This is a genomic window from Arthrobacter sp. 05L44 (assembly GCF_056397605.1).
The window spans coordinates 311807-328004 of the sequence record NZ_JBFTNS010000002.1 but is presented as its reverse complement, the minus strand read 5'-3'; the positions used below and the strand labels follow the sequence as shown (position 1 = coordinate 328004).

16 protein-coding genes are annotated in these 16198 nt (G+C 65.7%); 8 read left to right on the top strand and 8 right to left on the bottom strand.

The features are described 5' to 3' along the window. The first annotated feature begins 85 nt into the window (after positions 1–85). Complete coding sequence (locus AC1DHY_RS06770; RefSeq protein WP_146337532.1) at positions 86–367, top strand: Lrp/AsnC family transcriptional regulator; 282 nt, start codon at positions 86–88, stop codon at positions 365–367. A gap of 4 nt (positions 368–371) precedes the next feature. Here the strand turns inward: AC1DHY_RS06770 and trpD are convergent, their stop codons facing one another. Beyond that, positions 372–1430, bottom strand: a complete 1059-nt coding sequence (trpD, locus tag AC1DHY_RS06765) for an anthranilate phosphoribosyltransferase (RefSeq protein ID WP_476879238.1) — start codon at positions 1428–1430, stop codon at positions 372–374. Between the two features lie 112 nt (positions 1431–1542). Between trpD and ctaE the strand changes: the two genes are divergently transcribed. The 4 genes from ctaE to qcrB all read left to right on the top strand — a co-directional run bounded on the left by ctaE (position 1543) and on the right by qcrB (position 5921). After that, complete coding sequence (ctaE, locus tag AC1DHY_RS06760) at positions 1543–2217, top strand: aa3-type cytochrome oxidase subunit III (protein ID WP_476879239.1); 675 nt, start codon at positions 1543–1545, stop codon at positions 2215–2217. Between the two features lie 87 nt (positions 2218–2304). Then, positions 2305–3093, top strand: coding sequence for a cytochrome bc1 complex diheme cytochrome c subunit (gene qcrC / locus AC1DHY_RS06755; RefSeq protein ID WP_476879240.1), 789 nt, complete (start codon positions 2305–2307; stop codon positions 3091–3093). 100 nt (positions 3094–3193) lie between these two features. Beyond that, positions 3194–4264 (top strand): cytochrome bc1 complex Rieske iron-sulfur subunit, encoded by a 1071-nt coding sequence (gene qcrA / locus AC1DHY_RS06750; protein ID WP_476879241.1) that lies wholly within the window; start codon positions 3194–3196, stop codon positions 4262–4264. Beyond that, positions 4242–5921 (top strand): cytochrome bc1 complex cytochrome b subunit, encoded by a 1680-nt coding sequence (gene qcrB / locus AC1DHY_RS06745; RefSeq protein WP_476903369.1) that lies wholly within the window; start codon positions 4242–4244, stop codon positions 5919–5921. Before qcrA ends, qcrB begins: the two co-directional genes overlap by 23 nt. 72 nt (positions 5922–5993) lie before the next feature. Here the strand turns inward: qcrB and AC1DHY_RS06740 are convergent, their stop codons facing one another. Continuing rightward, positions 5994–6761, bottom strand: coding sequence for a GntR family transcriptional regulator (locus tag AC1DHY_RS06740; protein WP_476903478.1), 768 nt, complete (start codon positions 6759–6761; stop codon positions 5994–5996). Positions 6762–6944: 183 nt separating this feature from the next. On the opposite strand from AC1DHY_RS06740, the gene AC1DHY_RS06735 reads away from it, so the two are divergent. Beyond that, positions 6945–7235 carry an HPr family phosphocarrier protein gene (locus tag AC1DHY_RS06735; protein ID WP_476903368.1) on the top strand — a complete coding sequence of 97 codons (291 nt, stop codon included), beginning with the start codon at positions 6945–6947 and terminating at the stop codon, positions 7233–7235. A gap of 115 nt (positions 7236–7350) precedes the next feature. Here AC1DHY_RS06735 and AC1DHY_RS06730 read toward each other — a convergent pair whose 3' ends face one another. The 5 genes from AC1DHY_RS06730 to AC1DHY_RS06710 form a co-directional block, all read right to left on the bottom strand. Continuing rightward, complete coding sequence (locus tag AC1DHY_RS06730; protein WP_441417762.1) at positions 7351–7752, bottom strand: cytochrome c oxidase subunit 4; 402 nt, start codon at positions 7750–7752, stop codon at positions 7351–7353. Next, positions 7749–9473, bottom strand: a complete 1725-nt coding sequence (gene ctaD, locus AC1DHY_RS06725; RefSeq protein WP_476903367.1) for an aa3-type cytochrome oxidase subunit I — start codon at positions 9471–9473, stop codon at positions 7749–7751. The genes AC1DHY_RS06730 and ctaD overlap by 4 nt, the downstream gene beginning before the upstream one ends. Before the next feature lie 12 nt (positions 9474–9485). After that, positions 9486–10358 carry an aa3-type cytochrome oxidase subunit II gene (gene ctaC / locus AC1DHY_RS06720; protein ID WP_476903366.1) on the bottom strand — a complete coding sequence of 291 codons (873 nt, stop codon included), beginning with the start codon at positions 10356–10358 and terminating at the stop codon, positions 9486–9488. Positions 10359–10563: 205 nt separating this feature from the next. Then, complete coding sequence (locus tag AC1DHY_RS06715; RefSeq protein ID WP_476880362.1) at positions 10564–10953, bottom strand: HesB/IscA family protein; 390 nt, start codon at positions 10951–10953, stop codon at positions 10564–10566. 172 nt (positions 10954–11125) lie between these two features. Then, positions 11126–12550 carry a M20/M25/M40 family metallo-hydrolase gene (locus tag AC1DHY_RS06710; RefSeq protein WP_476880363.1) on the bottom strand — a complete coding sequence of 475 codons (1425 nt, stop codon included), beginning with the start codon at positions 12548–12550 and terminating at the stop codon, positions 11126–11128. 92 nt (positions 12551–12642) lie between these two features. On the opposite strand from AC1DHY_RS06710, the gene AC1DHY_RS06705 reads away from it, so the two are divergent. Further along, positions 12643–13242, top strand: a complete 600-nt coding sequence (locus tag AC1DHY_RS06705; protein ID WP_476880364.1) for a DUF3043 domain-containing protein — start codon at positions 12643–12645, stop codon at positions 13240–13242. A gap of 92 nt (positions 13243–13334) precedes the next feature. Here AC1DHY_RS06705 and AC1DHY_RS06700 read toward each other — a convergent pair whose 3' ends face one another. Further along, positions 13335–14408 carry a quinone-dependent dihydroorotate dehydrogenase gene (locus AC1DHY_RS06700; protein ID WP_476903365.1) on the bottom strand — a complete coding sequence of 358 codons (1074 nt, stop codon included), beginning with the start codon at positions 14406–14408 and terminating at the stop codon, positions 13335–13337. Between the two features lie 79 nt (positions 14409–14487). On the opposite strand from AC1DHY_RS06700, the gene AC1DHY_RS06695 reads away from it, so the two are divergent. After that, entirely contained in the window at positions 14488–16185 is a 1698-nt protein-coding gene (locus AC1DHY_RS06695; RefSeq protein ID WP_476880566.1) for an FAD-binding dehydrogenase, read from the top strand. Positions 16186–16198 lie beyond the last annotated feature (13 nt).

The following is a 16198-nucleotide window of genomic DNA, read 5'->3' as shown; positions in this document are numbered from 1 at the left end:
GCACTAGGCTTGCAGGCAGATGGCACGGCCCTTTGAGGCCAATCGATACGCCGGCAACGGCGCGACAGATCCGAAAGGTTCCCCTGTGATCACCGCTTTCGTCCTGATCAAGACTGACGCTTCCGCAATTCCGGAAACGGCCGAAAAAATCTCCGCGATTCCCGGCATCAGCGAGGTCTATTCCGTCACCGGCGAGTGGGACCTGATCGCGATTGCCCGGGTGGCCAAGCATGAGGAACTCGCGGACGTCATCGCGGACAAACTCTCAAAGGTTCCCGCGGTGGTTCACACCACCACCCACATTGCGTTCCGCGCGTACTCGCAGCACGATCTCGACGCGGCCTTCGCCCTGGGCTTCGAACAGTAAAGACCTAGTCGCGCGACAGCGCGACCCACCGGTCCAGGACCGCAGCCGCAGCGCCGGACCCGACCGATTCCTCGGCCCGGGCCATCGCCGCGGCCATCCGCTCAGTCAACGGGCCGGTGGCCTCGAGGTCGAAGGAGACCAGGCCGGCAGCAGCGTTCAACAGGGCAGCGTCCCTTGCCGGACCCGGCTCACCCGCCAGGACAGACCGGACGACGGCGGCATTGGCCACGGCGTCCCCGCCCCGCAGTTCCTCAACCGTCGCCTGCCGGATCCCCAGGTCCCGCGGGTCAAAAACGCCTTCAGTGACCACGCCGTCGCGGATTTCCCAGATGCGGGACGGTCCGGTGGTGGTCAGTTCATCAAGCCCGTCGTTACCGCGGAAGACCAGGCCCCGGCTGCCGCGTTTGGCGAGGACACCGGCTACCAGCGGGGCCATGCGTTCATTGGCGACGCCGACGGCGGACGCCTGGACGTGGGCCGGGTTGGTCATCGGTCCCAGGAAGTTGAAGGCCGTCGGCACCCCGAGTTCGCGGCGTGCGACGGCGGCGTACCGCATCGAGGGGTGGAACACCTGGGCGAAGCAGAACGTAATGCCGGCTTCTTCGGCGTTCCGGGCCACCCGCGGGATCGGCAGGTCAAGACGGACACCCAGCGCTTCGAGGACGTCCGCGGAACCCGACGTCGACGACGACGCGCGGCCGCCGTGCTTGACCACTTTGGCCCCCGCCCCGGCTGAGACAAGGGCAGCCATGGTGGAAATGTTGACGGTGTTCAACTGGTCGCCGCCGGTACCGACAATGTCGAGCTTCTGGCCGGCGATCTCGAGCGGGTTCGCCGAGTCAATCATTGCCTCGACCAGACCGGTGAGTTCCTCCACCGTCTCGCCTTTGGCGCGCAAAGACACCAGGAAGCCGGCCACCTGGGCCGGGGTGGCCTCGCCGGACATGATGGAGTTCATGGCCCACTCCGTGTCGCCGGCGGTGAGGTCCGTGCCGTTGATCAGCGCGCCGATGAGGCGCGGCCACGTCTTGCCTGCCGCCTGTTCAGATGCCTGGGAAGTCACGTTCCGATGCTATCGACCCGGGGGCTGCAATGCCCAATGCGAAGGGGTCCGGGAACTTTTCCGCGTGATTTCGCGTCTTTGTAGAAAAAGTCCCCTCAAAACGCGGTTTGCGTTGGGCAGGACAGAGTTTTACAGACATAATGTCTATGTGACATCTGCGACCCATGCCCCCAGTACCCCGGCGCACCCGACGCTGAATCGCCCGAACATGGTTTCCGTTGGAACCGTTGTCTGGCTGTCCAGTGAGTTGATGTTCTTCGCCGGTCTCTTTGCCATGTACTTCACACTCCGTTCGACGTCCGGACAGATGTGGGCTGAAGAGACAGCCAAGCTCAACTTCCCCTTTGCGCTCGTTAACACGATCGTCCTCGTGGCCAGTTCCTTTACTTGCCAGATGGGCGTCTTCGCCGCCGAACGGCTTCAGCCGCGTCGGCTTGGCGGTCCCCTGAGCTTCACCCGCTGGGGAATGAATGAGTGGTTCACACTCACATTCATCATGGGTGCGTTCTTCGTGGCCGGCCAGACGACCGAGTACGCCATGCTCGTCTCCGAGCACGTCTCGCTCTCCACCAACGCCTACGGTTCGGCGTTCTACATGACCACGGGCTTCCACGGCCTGCACGTTATCGGCGGCCTCATTGCCTTCCTGCTCATCATCGGACGCTCCTTCGCAGCGAAGAAGTTCGGGCACTTCGAAGCAACCTCCGCGATCGTCACCTCGTACTACTGGCACTTCGTCGACGTCGTATGGATCGGCCTCTTCCTGGTCATCTACGTCCTCAAGTAGCCACGGCTTGACTCTTTTTCTACAAGAGGCAGAATTTCAAGAAGCGGCTCCCGGAGCCAACGCAGCATCGAAAAAAGGAACCACCACGTGAAGGCACTCTCGCAGAAGCGACGTCACCCACTGGCAGCAGTTGCGCTGCTGCTTATGGGTCTCCTCATCACTGGTGGGCTGTACGCCGTCGCCACCACCGTCAACCAGGCCAAGGCCGACACCACCACCTTCAGTGCAAGTGACGCGGAAGAGGGCGGCAAGTTGTTCGCCGCCAACTGCGCCACCTGCCACGGCATGGGTGCCAGTGGTTCACAGGCCGGACCGTCGCTTGTGGGCGTCGGCGCCGCCGCCGTTGACTTCCAGGTTGGCACCGGACGTATGCCCATGCAGATGAACGGCCCGCAGGCTTACAAGAAGCCGGCGCAGTTCAACGAGGAGCAGACCCACCAGCTCGCGGCGTACGTCGCTTCGCTGGCACCCGGCCCCTCGATCCCCGAGGCCGGTGTGCTTGATGAGAAGGGCGACGCCGCCAAGGGCGGCGAGCTCTTCCGCACCAACTGCGCGATGTGCCACAACGCCGCTGCCGCCGGCGGTGCGCTGACCCGGGGCAAGTTCGCCCCGGCCCTCGCCGACGTTTCCGGCAAGCACATCTACGAGGCCATGGTCACCGGCCCGCAGAACATGCCCGTCTTCAGCGACGCCAACGTCTCCCCTGAAGGCAAGCGCGACATCATCACCTTCCTCAAGCAGATTGAGGCCAACGGCTCACCGGGCGGCAACGACCTCGGCGCCCTGGGTCCGGTCTCCGAGGGCCTGTTTGTTTGGATCGCCGGCCTGGGCGTCATCATCGCCTTCACCATTTGGCTGACTTCGCGGACGTCCTAGGCGTCAGCGGCACTTGTAAGAATTTTCTGCTGATCCGTCAGCAGTTTGAATTGAAAACTAACTCGACACTGGTCGAGACGAGAGAAGGATGAGGCGAATTATGGGCAACCATAGTGACGGCAGTCCGAACCACTCGGGCACCGTAGCTACGGCTGGTCAGAATGAGGTGGAGAAGTTCCAGGATCCTGGAATTCCCCCGCATCGTTTGCGCCTGGCTGACACGGACCCGAGGGCCGCCAAGCGAGCGGAACGGCAGGTGGCCCTTCTGTTCGGCGCCTCGGTCGTGGGCACCCTGATATTCCTGGTGGCGTACTTCGCCATCGATCTTGGAAATGACTCCTCGATCGCCACCATCCGGCTGCAGAACACCCTGCTGGGCATTGGCACCGCCTTCGCCATGCTGGGTATCGGCACCGGTATCGTGCACTGGGCCAAGGCCCTTATGCCGGACCACGAAGTGTCGGAAGAGCGCCACGCTATCCGCACCGAAGAGGACCGCCTGGCCGCCGTCCGGATCGTCGACGACATCGTCGAGGAAACTGGTATCAAGCGCCGTCCGCTGATCCGCAACACCCTGCTTGGCGCCGTCGCCCTCGCCCCGCTGCCGGCCCTGGCCGTCTTCGGCGACCTCGGCCCCCGTCCGGACAACAAGCTGGCACACACCATGTGGGCCCCTGTTGACGGGAAGACCAAGCGCCTGACCCGCGACCCCGATGGCACCCCCATCAAGGCTGCGGACGTCACCATCGGCTCGGCTTTCCACGTCATCCCGGAAGGCCTGAACGAGCTGCACGAAGGCAAGCTGAACGAGAAGGCCAAGTCGGTCGTCCTGCTCATGCGCCTGAACCCCGAGTCCCTCAAGCCCTCCCCGGGCCGTGAGGACTGGAGCTACAACGGCATCGTTGCCTACTCCAAGATCTGCACCCACGTCGGTTGCCCTGTTGCCCTGTACGAGCAGCAGACCCACCACCTGCTGTGCCCGTGCCACCAGTCAACCTTCGACCTGACCCAGGAATGCAAGGTTATCTTCGGCCCGGCCAGCCGGCCGCTCCCGCAGCTGCCCATCGCCGTAGACGACGAAGGTTACCTCTACGCTACGAGCGACTTCAAAGAACCTGTTGGACCTAGCTACTGGGAGCGTGATGAGCATGAGCGCAACGTCAACAGCTAACACCCCCACCTTCGTCGCCAAGACCAAGGGCGGCCGCATCACCGACTTCGTCGACCAGCGCGTCGGCGGCTCCGGCATCCTCCGTGAATTCGGCCGGAAGGTCTTCCCCGACCACTGGTCCTTCATGTTCGGCGAGGTGGCGCTGTACTCCTTCGTCATCCTGCTGCTCTCCGGCACCTTCCTGACGTTCTTCTTCGATCCGTCGATGGCGGAAACCCACTACCAGGGTTCCTACCTGCCGCTGAAGAACGTTGAAATGTCCGTGGCGTACAACTCGTCCCTGAACATCTCCTTCGATGTCCGCGGCGGCCTGTTCATGCGCCAGGTCCACCACTGGTCCGCACTGCTCTTCGTGGCCTCGGTGTCCGTGCACATGCTGCGCGTCTTCTTCACCGGCGCCTTCCGCAAGCCGCGCGAAATGAACTGGGTTGTGGGCAGCGTCCTGCTGATCCTGGCCATGGCTGCAGGCTTCACCGGCTACTCACTCCCCGATGACCTGCTCTCCGGCAACGGCCTGCGCATCATCGACGGCGTGATCAAGTCCATCCCGGTGATCGGCACCTACATCTCGTTCTTCCTCTTCGGCGGCGAGTTCCCGGGCACCGCGATCATCGGCCGCCTGTACATGCTCCACATCCTGCTGGTTCCGGCGCTCATCCTCCTGATGATCGTTGCGCACCTCTTTATGGTGGTCGTGCACAAGCACACCCAGTACCCCGGCCCGGGCCGCAACGACGGCAACGTCGTCGGCTACCCCCTCGGCCCGGTCTACGCGGCAAAGGCCGGCGGCTTCTTCTTCATCGTGTTCGGCGTTATCGCGCTGATGGCAGGCTTCTTCACGATCAACCCGATCTGGAACTACGGCCCGTATGACCCCTCCCCCGTCTCGGCCGGCACCCAGCCTGACTGGTACATCGGATTCGTCGACGGTGCCCTGCGCCTTATGCCGGGCACCTTCGGGAACTGGCACGTTGAGCAGGTCTGGTTCGGCCACGTCTTCACGTTCAACGTCCTCCTGCCGGCCCTGGTGCCGGCCGGCATCCTGTTCACCGTGATGTTCACCTACCCGTGGATTGAGCGCTGGATCACCAAGGACGACCGTGAACACCACGTCCTGGACCGCCCGCGCAACGCCCCGACCCGGACCGCCATCGGTATGGCCGGTTTCGTCTGGTACTGCGTGATGTGGGCCGCCGCAGGTTCCGACCTCATCGCCACGCACTTCCACGTGGCCCTGAACGACGTCACCTACTGGCTCCGCGCCCTGTTCTTCATCGGCCCGATCCTCGCCTTCATCGTCACGAAGCGCGTCGCCCTGGCCCTGCAGCGCAAGGACCGCGAAATTGCCCTTCACGGCCGCGAGACCGGCCGTATCGTCCGCTTGCCGCACGGCGAGTTCATCGAGGTCCACGCCCCGCTGGATGAGTACAAGCGTTACAAGCTGGTCGGCTTCGAATCCCCGTCGCCGCTCCCGGCCGTGCCGAACAGCCACGGAATCGTGGACCGCAAGGAAAAGCGCCGTGCGCTGCTCTCCAAGTGGTTCTTCGAGGACCGCGTTGCTCCCGCCAGCCCGGCGGAACTCGCGGCGGCACACAGCCACCACGGCGCGCACGAATCCATCGACGCGGCTGCGGATCAGAAGACCCTCAGCCACTAGTTCACGTCGCTAGCCACAGGAGAGGCCCGGTCCATACGGACCGGGCCTTTTTTGTGTGCCGCGGGCTGCTGATCAGGGGCGGTACCCCGATGCGTAGTTCCGCGTGGGCCGGACGCCCGGCCGTTGCAGCGGCACCCACAGCTTGTAGCGATCGGCCCGGTAGTAGGACACGGAGTAGTCCACCATGGCTCTGGCGACGAACGCGTGCCGCTGGATCTTCAACAGCGGCGAACCAACCTCCACATTCAGCAGGCGGGCCGTGGAGGGCGACGCGGCCGTGGCCTCGATCATGTCCTCCCCCCACTCCATCACCAGCCCGTAGCGTTCGCTCAGCACGTTGTAGAGGGACGTCGGCGGCTGACCGTCCAGGAGCCCCGGCACCCGGTGCGCGGGGATAAAGTTCTCGTCGACGCTCATCGGTTCGTTGTCGGCGAGCAGGAGGCGCCGGAACCGGACCAACTGGGTGCCCTCCTCCAGCTGCAGTTCACGGGCGAGGAACGCGCTGGCACTGATCTGTTCGAAGCTCAGGACCTTGGCTGCCGGAACCATGCCGCGGCGCTGCATCTCCTCACTGTAGGAGGTCAGCTTCACCTGGAGGTCCAGTTTGGGCTTGCGCACGAACGTGCCTAAACCCACGACGCGTTCAATCACTTCCTCGCCCACGAGGGCGTCGATGGCCTGCCGGACGGTCATGCGGGCGAGGCCGAAGCGCTCGGAGAGGTCTCGCTCCGAGGGCAATGCCGATCCGGGCGGACAGGAGCTGGCAATGTGGGCGCGGAGTATTTCCCGGAGCTGGACGTAGATGGGGACTCCGCTGCTGCGGTCGATCCCGCCGGCCATCCGTGCTGCGTTAGAACCCACGGAACCGCCCGATGGAATGCTTCATGCTCCAATCTTAAGCCACCATGGGAGCAGGTCTAGACCACTCAGCCGTTACGGTTCGCCCGGTGCTAATCCCCCGGCTACGCTTAGGAAGCACACTTGCCGGAGCACTCCCGGCCCACCTGTTTCAAAGGAGTTCCATTGCCAGCTCGCAAGGCGGTCGTCCAGGCCTCGATCGGACTGCACGCCCGTCCCGCGGCCGTGTTCGTCAGGGCGGTCACCCAGACCGGCTTCGCCGTGACCATCAGCAAGGAAGGCCGGCCCGGCGTCGATGCACGGTCCCTCCTGGAAGTCATGACCGAGGACTTCGGGCACGGCTGCGAAGTGGAGCTCGCGGTCCGGGCAGATTCGGTTCCGGACGGCGCGAGCGAGGCCGACGCCGAGCACGCCCTGACGGAGCTCTGCGCCCTGCTGGAGTCACAGTCCGGCTAGCGCTCGGCCTGGTAACGCTGGGCCAGCATGGTCCCCGGAACATCCGGTTTAGGCAAACGACGGCGGGCCCCACCTCAAAGGTGGGGCCCGCCGTCGTTGGTCTCAGTTTTGAATGTTAGTGCGCGTGGTCACCGCGGCTGTACTCGTAGACCCAGCCCACGAGCGCCACGACGGCCAGGCCGCCGGCGATGAACGTGATCCAGAAGCCCACGGCAAGGCCGAGGAAGCCACCGGCGCAGGCGAGGCCCAGCACCAGGGGCCACCAGCTCCAGGGGCTGAAGTGGCCCTGCTCGCCAGCGCCCTCGTGGATCTCAGCGTCGCTGCGATCCTCCGGGCGCATACCGACCCGGCGTCCGGTGAAGCCCAGGTAGGCGCCGATCATGCCGGCGAGGCCTGCGACCAGCAGGACCCCGAGGATGCCCACCCATTCGGACCAGTGCGTCATAAAACCGTAGACGATGGCTACAGGGACGAAGAAGAAGACTCCGAGCCCAAAAATCCGTGATTCGATCTTCACTTCGCGGTGTCCTTCTGGTCGGCGTTACCCAGCGCGGCCGCTGCCGGGGCAGGCGAGTCGATGGTGTAGTTCTGGGAGAGCTCGGGGTGGTGCAGGTCCAGGGCAGGACGTTCCGAGCGGATCCGCGGCAGCGACGTGAAGTTGTGGCGCGGCGGCGGGCAGGACGTGGCCCACTCGAGCGAGGCACCGAAGCCCCAGGGGTCATCAACCATGACCTTCTCGTTGCTGCGCCAGGTGATGTAAACGTTCCAGAAGAACGGGATCAGCGAGGCACCCAGCAGGAAGGACGAGTAGGTGGAGAACTGGTTCATCCAGGTGAAGTTATCCTGCGGCATGTAGTCCGCGTAGCGGCGGGGCATGCCCTCGACGCCGAGCCAGTGCTGGATGAGGAAGGTGCCGTGGAAGCCCAAGAAGAGCATCCAGAAGTGGATCTTGCCAAGGCGCTCGTTGAGCATCTTGCCGGTCCACTTCGGCCACCAGAAGTAGAAGCCTGCGAACATCGCGAAGACGACGGTACCGAAGACCACGTAGTGGAAGTGCGCCACCACGAAGTAGGAGTCGGAAACGTGGAAGTCCAGCGGCGGGGAGGCCAGGATGATACCGGTCAGGCCGCCGAAGAGGAACGTGGCCAGGAAGCCGATGCTCCACAGCATGGGGGTTTCAAAGGTGATGGAACCCCGCCACATGGTGCCGATCCAGTTGAAGAACTTCACGCCGGTGGGTACCGCGATCAGCATCGTCATAAAGGAGAAGAACGGCAGCAGGACCGAGCCGGTCACGTACATGTGGTGGGCCCACACGGTGACGGACAGGGCGGCGATGGAGATGGTGGCGTAAACCAGGCCCTTGTAGCCGAAGATCGGCTTGCGGCTGAAGACCGGGAAGATCTCGGACACGATGCCGAAGAACGGCAGGGCGATGATGTAGACCTCGGGGTGGCCGAAGAACCAGAACAGGTGCTGCCAGAGGACGGCGCCGCCGTTTTCGGGATCGAAGATGTGGGCACCGAAGCGGCGGTCCGCACCGAGGGCGAAGAGAGCGGCAGCAAGCGGCGGGAACGCCATCAGAACGAGGATGGCGGTGACCAGGACGTTCCAGGTGAAGATCGGCATACGCCACATGGTCATGCCCGGGGCGCGCATGCAGATGATCGTGGTGATGAAGTTCACCGCGCCGAGGATGGTGCCGAAGCCGGAGAGCGCCAGGCCGAAGACCCAGAGGTCACCGCCGACGCCGGGGCTGAAGGTGGTGTTGGACAGCGGCGCATACGCGAACCAGCCGAACGAGGCTGCACCCTGCGGGGTGATGAAGCCGGAGACCGCGATGGTGGAACCAAAGAGGAAGAACCAGAAGGCCAGCGCGTTCAGTCGCGGGAAGGCGACGTCGGGAGCGCCGATCTGCAGGGGCATGATCACGTTGGCGAAGCCTGCGAACAGCGGCGTCGCGAACATCAGGAGCATTACGGTGCCGTGCATGGTGAAGAGCTGGTTGTACTGCTCTTTGGTCTGCAGGATCTGCATGCCGGGTTCGAACAGCTCGGCACGGATCAGCAGTGCCATAACGCCGCCGAAGCAGAAGAACACGAAGGACGCGATCAGGTACATGTACCCGATGGTCTTGTGGTCGGTGGAGGTGATCCAGTTGACGACGATGCGCCCCTTGGATTTGGGTACTACGGGAGCCTCAAGGATCCCGGAGGGCTGAGAGTAGGTCGTAGCCACGTCGCGCTCCCCTTACTTGTTCTCGGTCGGGGCCGGGTTGCGGTCGTACTCTTCGCCGAGCAGTCCGGTGTTGCCGGCCTGGCGGAGCTGGTCAAGGTGGGCCTTGAACTCCGTCTCGGAGACGACCTTCACGCGGAACAGCATTTCGGAGTGGTACTCACCACAGAGTTCGGCGCACTTGCCGTCGTAGGTTCCCTCTTTAGTGGGGGTGAACCGGATGTAGTTGGTCTTGCCGGGGATCATGTCGCGCTTCTGCAGGAAGGCGGGTACCCAGAAGGAGTGGATGACGTCGCGGGCGTTCAGCTCCAGGTCAACGGACTTGTTGACGGGGAGGTAGAGCGTCGGCAGCTTTTCCTTGTCGACATCATTGCCGGTGAGGTGTGCCTGGACGCCGGCCTCGTGGACGTCGCCGGTGACGACGTCGCCCTTCTTGTAGTTGAAGTCCCAGGCCCACTGCTTGGCGCGGGCGTCGACGACGACGTCGGCCGGCTGGTCACGGTTGTCGATCGCCTGCTGGTCACGGTCGGTGAAGTAGAAGAACACCAGGACCATAAAGAGCGGGATCGTCAGGTAGAAGACCTCGAGGGGAAGGTTGAAGCTGTTCTGCCGGGGGAAGCCGACGGTGCCCTTCCGGCGCCGGTACGCCACGATGCACCAGATCATCAGGCCCCAGGTGATGATGCCGACGACCAGCGCGGCAATCCATGAGTTGACCCAGAGGTCCATGATGCGGTCAGTGTGGTTGGTGGTGCCACGCTCAGTGGGCAGCCACCCTTTCTGTACCTCTGGTGAACATCCAGTCAATGCCAACGCGCCGGCTAGTGCCAAGCCAGTGATCGTAGTGATCTGTTTGCGTCGGCTGCCGGTTCGGTTCTGCGAACTCACAGACGGCCCTTCCTACTTGTTGCTGTCGCCCGGCCGCCGTAAGCGTTCCGGGCACACTAAAAGTTTTACTACTCGGTGTAGAGCTTACCGCTCCCCGCGAGTTTTCGCCCACATGTCCGCGCCGTGCCTCCGTGGAGTTTTCGGCGATTCCGGTGACCCTCCCCCGGACGGCGCTAAGGCCGGGCCCATGGCCCGGCCTTAGCCCTTAGTGGAAGGAGTCTCCGCAGGCGCAGGACCCGCCCGCATTGGGGTTATCAATGGTGAAGCCCTGCTTGGAGATGGTGTCCTCGAAGTCGATGCTGGCACCGCTCAGGTAGGGCACGCTCATCTTGTCGACAACGACTTCGACGCCGTCGTAGTCGCGTACGGCGTCGCCCTCGAGGAGGCGCTCGTCGAAGTAGAGCTGGTAGATCAGGCCGGAACAACCGCCCGGCTGCACGGCAACGCGGAGCCGAAGATCAGTGCGGCCTTCCTGTTCCAGCAGGCTGCGGACCTTGCCGGCGGCCACGTCGGTCAGCTGGACCTCGTGGCTGGCCAGGTCCTGGTCCGCCTGGACGGTGGTGTCGGCGCTGTTTTCATTGGTTGTAGTGCTCATGGCCTACCTTCTTACGACGGTCGTGGCGGCTCCGCCTGCGCGGTGCCCGCCCCTACTTAAACGGTATGGGCTATAGCTACATGCTACGTCGATCAGACGTGTAGCTCTAACTCCTGACGTAACCCTCACCGCCGGCTGGATGTTCCCCGGAAGCGGTGTGGGGCCGCGGGCCTCAGGCGAGGCCGTCAGCGTTCAACCGGGCCAGGAGCAGCGCTTCCGCGACGATGGCGTTCCGGAAGTCCTCGAGGTGCAGCGATTCGTTGGCGCTGTGCGCCCGCGAGTCGGGGTCCTCGACGCCGGTGACGAGGATCTGCACGTCCGGGTACAGCTCGGTGAGGTCCGCGATGAAGGGAATGGAACCGCCAATGCCGGTCTCGACGGCCGGAACGCCCCATGCCTCGCCGAGGGCCCACATGGCCATGCTGGCCGCGGTGGACGTGGTGTCCGTGAGGAACGCGTTGCCGCTCTCCCCCGGGGTGAAGACCACCTCGGCTCCGAACGGTGCGTGGGATTCGACGTGGCGGCGGACGGCGTTCATGGCTTCGGCCGGGTTCTGCCCCGGGGCGAGCCGCAGGCTGAACTTGGCGCGGGCGCGCGGCAGCAGCGTGTTGGAGGCAACGTCCACGGCGGGTGCGTCGAAACCGATGATGGACAGCGCGGGCTTGGTCCACATCCGCGACGCGATGGTTCCGGTGCCGGCGAGCTTAACGCCGTCGAGCACGGAGGCGTCCTTGCGGTACTCCTCTTCGGTGAGGTCGACAGTTACGTCGTCGCGGCTGACCAGGCCGTCGATCGCGACGCTGCCTTCGTCGTCGTGCAGGGTGGCGATCAGCCGGGCCAGCAGGGTGGGGGCGTCCAGCACGGGGCCGCCGAACATGCCGGAGTGGACGGCGTGGTCAAGGACCTTAACCTCGATGGTGCCGTCGACCAGGCCCCGGAGGCTGGTGGTGAGTGCCGGGATGCCGACCTTCCAGTTCGATGAGTCGGCAACGACGATCACGTCCGAGCGCAGCAGTTCCTTGTGCGTTTCAAGGAACGAACGGAAGGTCGGCGAACCGGCTTCTTCCTCGCCTTCAAAGAAGAAGGTCACGCCCAGGCCCAGTTCCTCGCCCAGCACGCGTGTGACGGCGGAGTAGGCGGCCACGTGGGCCAGGATGCCGGCCTTGTCATCGGCCGCACCGCGGCCATAGAGGCGGCCGTCGCGCTCGACTGCGGTGAAGGGTTCGGTCTCCCAGAGGGCCAGGTCGCCGGTCGGCTGCACGTCATGGTGGGCGTAGAGCAGGATGGTCGGCTTGCCGGCCGCGGCAGCACGGCGGGCGACGACGGCGGGACCGCCAGGGGTGCCGTCTTCCTTGTCGCATCGCAGCACCCGGACGTCGTCGAACCCGGTGGCCCGCACCAATTCGGCGACGGCGTCGGCGCTGGCGTTCAGCGGTGCCGGGTCGAAGCTGGGCCAGGCGATGCCGGGGATGGCCACAAGCTGCTTGAGCTGTTCGACAGTGGTGTCAAAGGATTCGGTAACGGCCTGGCGGAGGGCGTCGGCATCGATGGCGCCGCCGGCTGGGGTCTGCGGGTTCCCCGCGGGTGATGAAGTCATGGCCAAAACACTACCGTGCCTCCTGTTACAGCAAACGGGCGGCCGGGTGTGGCCTGGGCCTCGCCCCGGTGCCCGCAGGGTATTCTGTAGGGGTGTTTGGACGTAAAAAGGAAGCGCCCTCGGCGCAGGACGTAGTTGACCAGCAGGTGGCCGAGGCAGCAGCCCGGGACGCCGCCATCGGCAAGGGAGCCCCAACGCCTAAGCGCAGCGCCCAGGTCGCCGCCCGCAAGCGGCCCCTGGTTCCGGAAGATCGCAAGGCCTCCAAGGCTGCAGAACGCACCGCCATTGCGGACCAGCGGCTCAAGATGCGCCAGGCCATGGACACCGGTGATGAGAAGTTCCTGCCGCTTCGCGACAAGGGACCGCAGAAGCGCTTTGCCCGCGATTACGTGGACGCCCGTTTCAGCCTCGGCGAGTACCTGATGTTCGGCGCGTTGCTCTTTGTGATCATCTCCCTGCTGGTTCCGGCCAGCAGCGACCAGATGATCTACGTCCTGGGCGGATTCTGGGTCATGTTCCTGGCCGTGTTCGTGGATGTCTTTATCCTCTCCCGCAAGCTGAAGAAGCGCCTGGCCGAGAAGTTCGGCGAGGTGGAGCGCGGCACCGTCTGGTACGGCTCCATGCGCTCCCTGCAGTTCCGCCGCCTGCGGCTCCCCAAGCCGCAGGTCAAGCGCGGCGAGTTCCCCGCCTAATTCAGCCGTCAAAAGGCCCCCGGCAGTTGGACTGCCGGGGGCCTTTTTGTGTCTGACGGGCGCCCGCGGACTCTTTCCGGAGCCGCGTCCGGTCAGCGTCGGGCGGCCTGCTTCGCGAGGTCCCGGTTGATCCGCGCAGCCCAGAAGGGGCCCTCGTAGAGGAAGGCCGTGTAGCCCTGCACCAGCGTTGCGCCGGCGTCGATCCGGTCGCGGACGTCCTGGGCGGACTCCACGCCGCCCACCGACACCAGGGTAAGGGCACCGCCGGTGGCGGCTTTCAGCCGGGCCAGGACCTCAAGAGACCGCTGACGGAGCGGAGCACCGGACAGGCCGCCGGCGCCGCACGCCTCGACAGTGTCCGGGCTGGAGACGAGCCCGGTGCGGCCGATGGTGGTGTTGGTGGCAATGATGCCGTCGAGCTTCAGGTCCAGCGCCAGCCGGGCGACGTCGTCGATGTCCTCGTCGCTGAGGTCCGGGGCGATCTTAACCAGCAGCGGGACGTGCCGGCCCGCGGCGGTGTCCGCGGCTTCGCCGACCGCGGACAGGAGTGGCCGGAGTGTGTCAACGTCCTGCAGCAGCCGCAGGCCGGGGGTGTTCGGGGAACTGACGTTCACCACGAGGTAGTCGGCGGCCGGGGCCAGGCTGCGGGCGCTCACCAGGTAGTCCGCCACTGCGTCCTCAAGTTCCACCACCTTGCTCTTGCCGATATTGACGCCGATCACCGGACGGACGCCTGGATAGCGGCGCTGCAGGGCGGCGCGGGCGGAGCGCAGCCGGGGTGCGACCACAGCCGCACCGTCGTTGTTGAAGCCCATCCGGTTAATCACGGCACGGTCTTCGATGAGCCGGAACAGCCGGGGGGCCGGGTTGCCCGGCTGGGCCTGGCCGGTAATGGTGCCAACCTCGACGTGGCCGAAGCCGAGCTCGGTCAGGGCCTCAATGCCGTGGCCCTCTTTGTCGAACCCCGCGGCGAGTCCGAACGGTGACGGGAACGTCAGCCCGAACGCCTCGGTGCGCAGGGACGGGGCCGGCGCGGTGAAGCGCTGCAGCACCCGTCCGGCGCCGCAGCGGTTGGCCAGCCGGATGGCCCGGAAACCGATCGTATGGGCGCGCTCGGCGTCCATCCAGGAGAAGGCAAGCCGGAAGAAGGTGGGATATACGCGCATGCCCCTAGTTTTCCGGTTCCCGGCGCACAAACCAAAATGCCGGCCAATCCGCATCCCGCCCGGGCGCTAGCATGAAGCCATGAGCAGCGAGGATGCAGTCACCAGCGGCGTAGTGGGAGCCGGTCCCGGCACGCGGATCGAGGCCGACGTCGTGGTGGTCGGCGCCGGTCTGGCGGGGCTGGCGGCAGCCGCCGAGGCGTACGCGGCCGGACGGCGGGTGGCGGTCCTGGACCAGGAACCCGAGGCTTCCGTCGGGGGCCAGGCCCACTGGTCATTTGGCGGGCTGTTCCTGGTCGACACACCGGAGCAGCGCCGGCTGGGCGTACGGGACAGCGCGGACCTGGCACTGGCGGACTGGCTGTCGTCGGCCGGTTTCGACCGGAGCGAAGACACCCATGCCCGCGCCTGGGCGGAGGCCTACGTGAACTTCGCGGCCGGCGAGAAACGCGCCTGGCTCGCCGCCCTCGGCGTCGGACTCTTCCCGCTGGTGCAGTGGGCGGAACGCGGCGGGTACGGCCCGGACGGCCACGGCAACACGGTCCCCCGCTTCCACGTCGCCTGGGGCACCGGGCCCGCGATTGTCGCGCCCTTCCTCGCCAAGCTCAGGGAGGGCCAGGCTGCCGGAAGGGTCTCCTTCCATTTCCGCCACCGCGCCACGGGACTCACCACCAGCGGCGGCACTGTCACCGGGGTGCGCGGCGAGGTCCTCGTCCCGAGCGGCGCGGCACGGGGCGAGCAATCATCCCGTGAAGCCGTCGGCGGTTTCGAGGCCGCCGCGGGCGCCGTCGTCGTCACCAGTGGCGGAATTGGCGGCAACCACACCGCCGTCCGTAAGCAATGGCCGGGCGGCGGCGCACCGGAGGCGATGCTCAGCGGGGTCCCGGCGGCGGTGGACGGCGATTTCCTGGCCGCCGTAGACAGTGCCGGCGGCAGGCTTATCAACGGCGACCGGATGTGGCACTACCCGGAAGGCATCCACAATTACGATCCTGTCTGGCCGAAGCACGGCATCCGGATCCTGCCGGGCCCGTCGGCGCTGTGGCTGGACGCTACGGGGAAGATGCTCCCGGCGCCGCTGTTTCCGGGCTTCGACTCCCTCGGCGCACTGCGCCATATCCTGGCCACCGGGCATCAGCACTCCTGGTTCGTGCTGAACCGGTCAATTGCCCTCAAGGAATTCGCGCTCTCCGGCTCCGAGCAGAATCCGGACCTCACCGGCAAAGACATCCGCCTGCTCGCCGCGCGCCTCAAACCCTCCATCGACAGCCCACTGCAGCGTTTCCTGGACCGCGGTGTGGACTTCCTGCAGGCGGCCAGCCCGGCCGAGCTCGCCGGGAAAATGAACGGCCTGACAGGCTCGCCACTGATTGACGCAGCGGAACTGGACCGGCTGGTCCGCTCCCGCGACCGCCAGTTCGCCAGCGGCCTGGGCAAGGATCCGCAGCTCGCCGCGATCCGCGCCGCCCGCCGCTTCACCACGGACCGGGTGATGCGGGTGGCTCCCCCGCACCCGATGCTCGATCCCCGGCACGGGCCCCTGCTCGCGGTGCGCCTTTCCGTCCTGACCCGAAAGAGCCTCGGCGGGATCCAGACCGACCTGCAATCCAGGGTGCTGGACCGTTCCGGCCTGCCCGTCGCCGGGCTGTACTCCGCCGGGGAGGCGGCCGGTTTCGGCGGCGGCGGGATCCACGGCTACCGCGCCCTTGAGGGAACGTTCCTGGGCGGATGCCTGTTCTCTGGCCGGACGGCGGGCCGCGCGGCCGCCGCAGCGGTCTAGCTGCGGGCCGGGA

Excerpts from the sequence above, each read along its gene's own strand:
- qcrA (WP_476879241.1), top strand. The coding sequence starts at position 3,194 with ATGGGCAACCATAGTGACGGCAGTCCGAACCACTCGGGCACCGTAGCT.
- qcrB (WP_476903369.1), top strand. The coding sequence starts at position 4,242 with ATGAGCGCAACGTCAACAGCTAACACCCCCACCTTCGTCGCCAAGACC.
- AC1DHY_RS06740 (WP_476903478.1), bottom strand. The coding sequence starts at position 6,761 with ATGGCCGGCGGGATCGACCGCAGCAGCGGAGTCCCCATCTACGTCCAG.
- AC1DHY_RS06715 (WP_476880362.1), bottom strand. The coding sequence starts at position 10,953 with ATGAGCACTACAACCAATGAAAACAGCGCCGACACCACCGTCCAGGCG.
- AC1DHY_RS06710 (WP_476880363.1), bottom strand. The coding sequence starts at position 12,550 with ATGACTTCATCACCCGCGGGGAACCCGCAGACCCCAGCCGGCGGCGCC.
- AC1DHY_RS06700 (WP_476903365.1), bottom strand. The coding sequence starts at position 14,408 with ATGCGCGTATATCCCACCTTCTTCCGGCTTGCCTTCTCCTGGATGGAC.
- AC1DHY_RS06695 (WP_476880566.1), top strand. The coding sequence starts at position 14,488 with ATGAGCAGCGAGGATGCAGTCACCAGCGGCGTAGTGGGAGCCGGTCCC.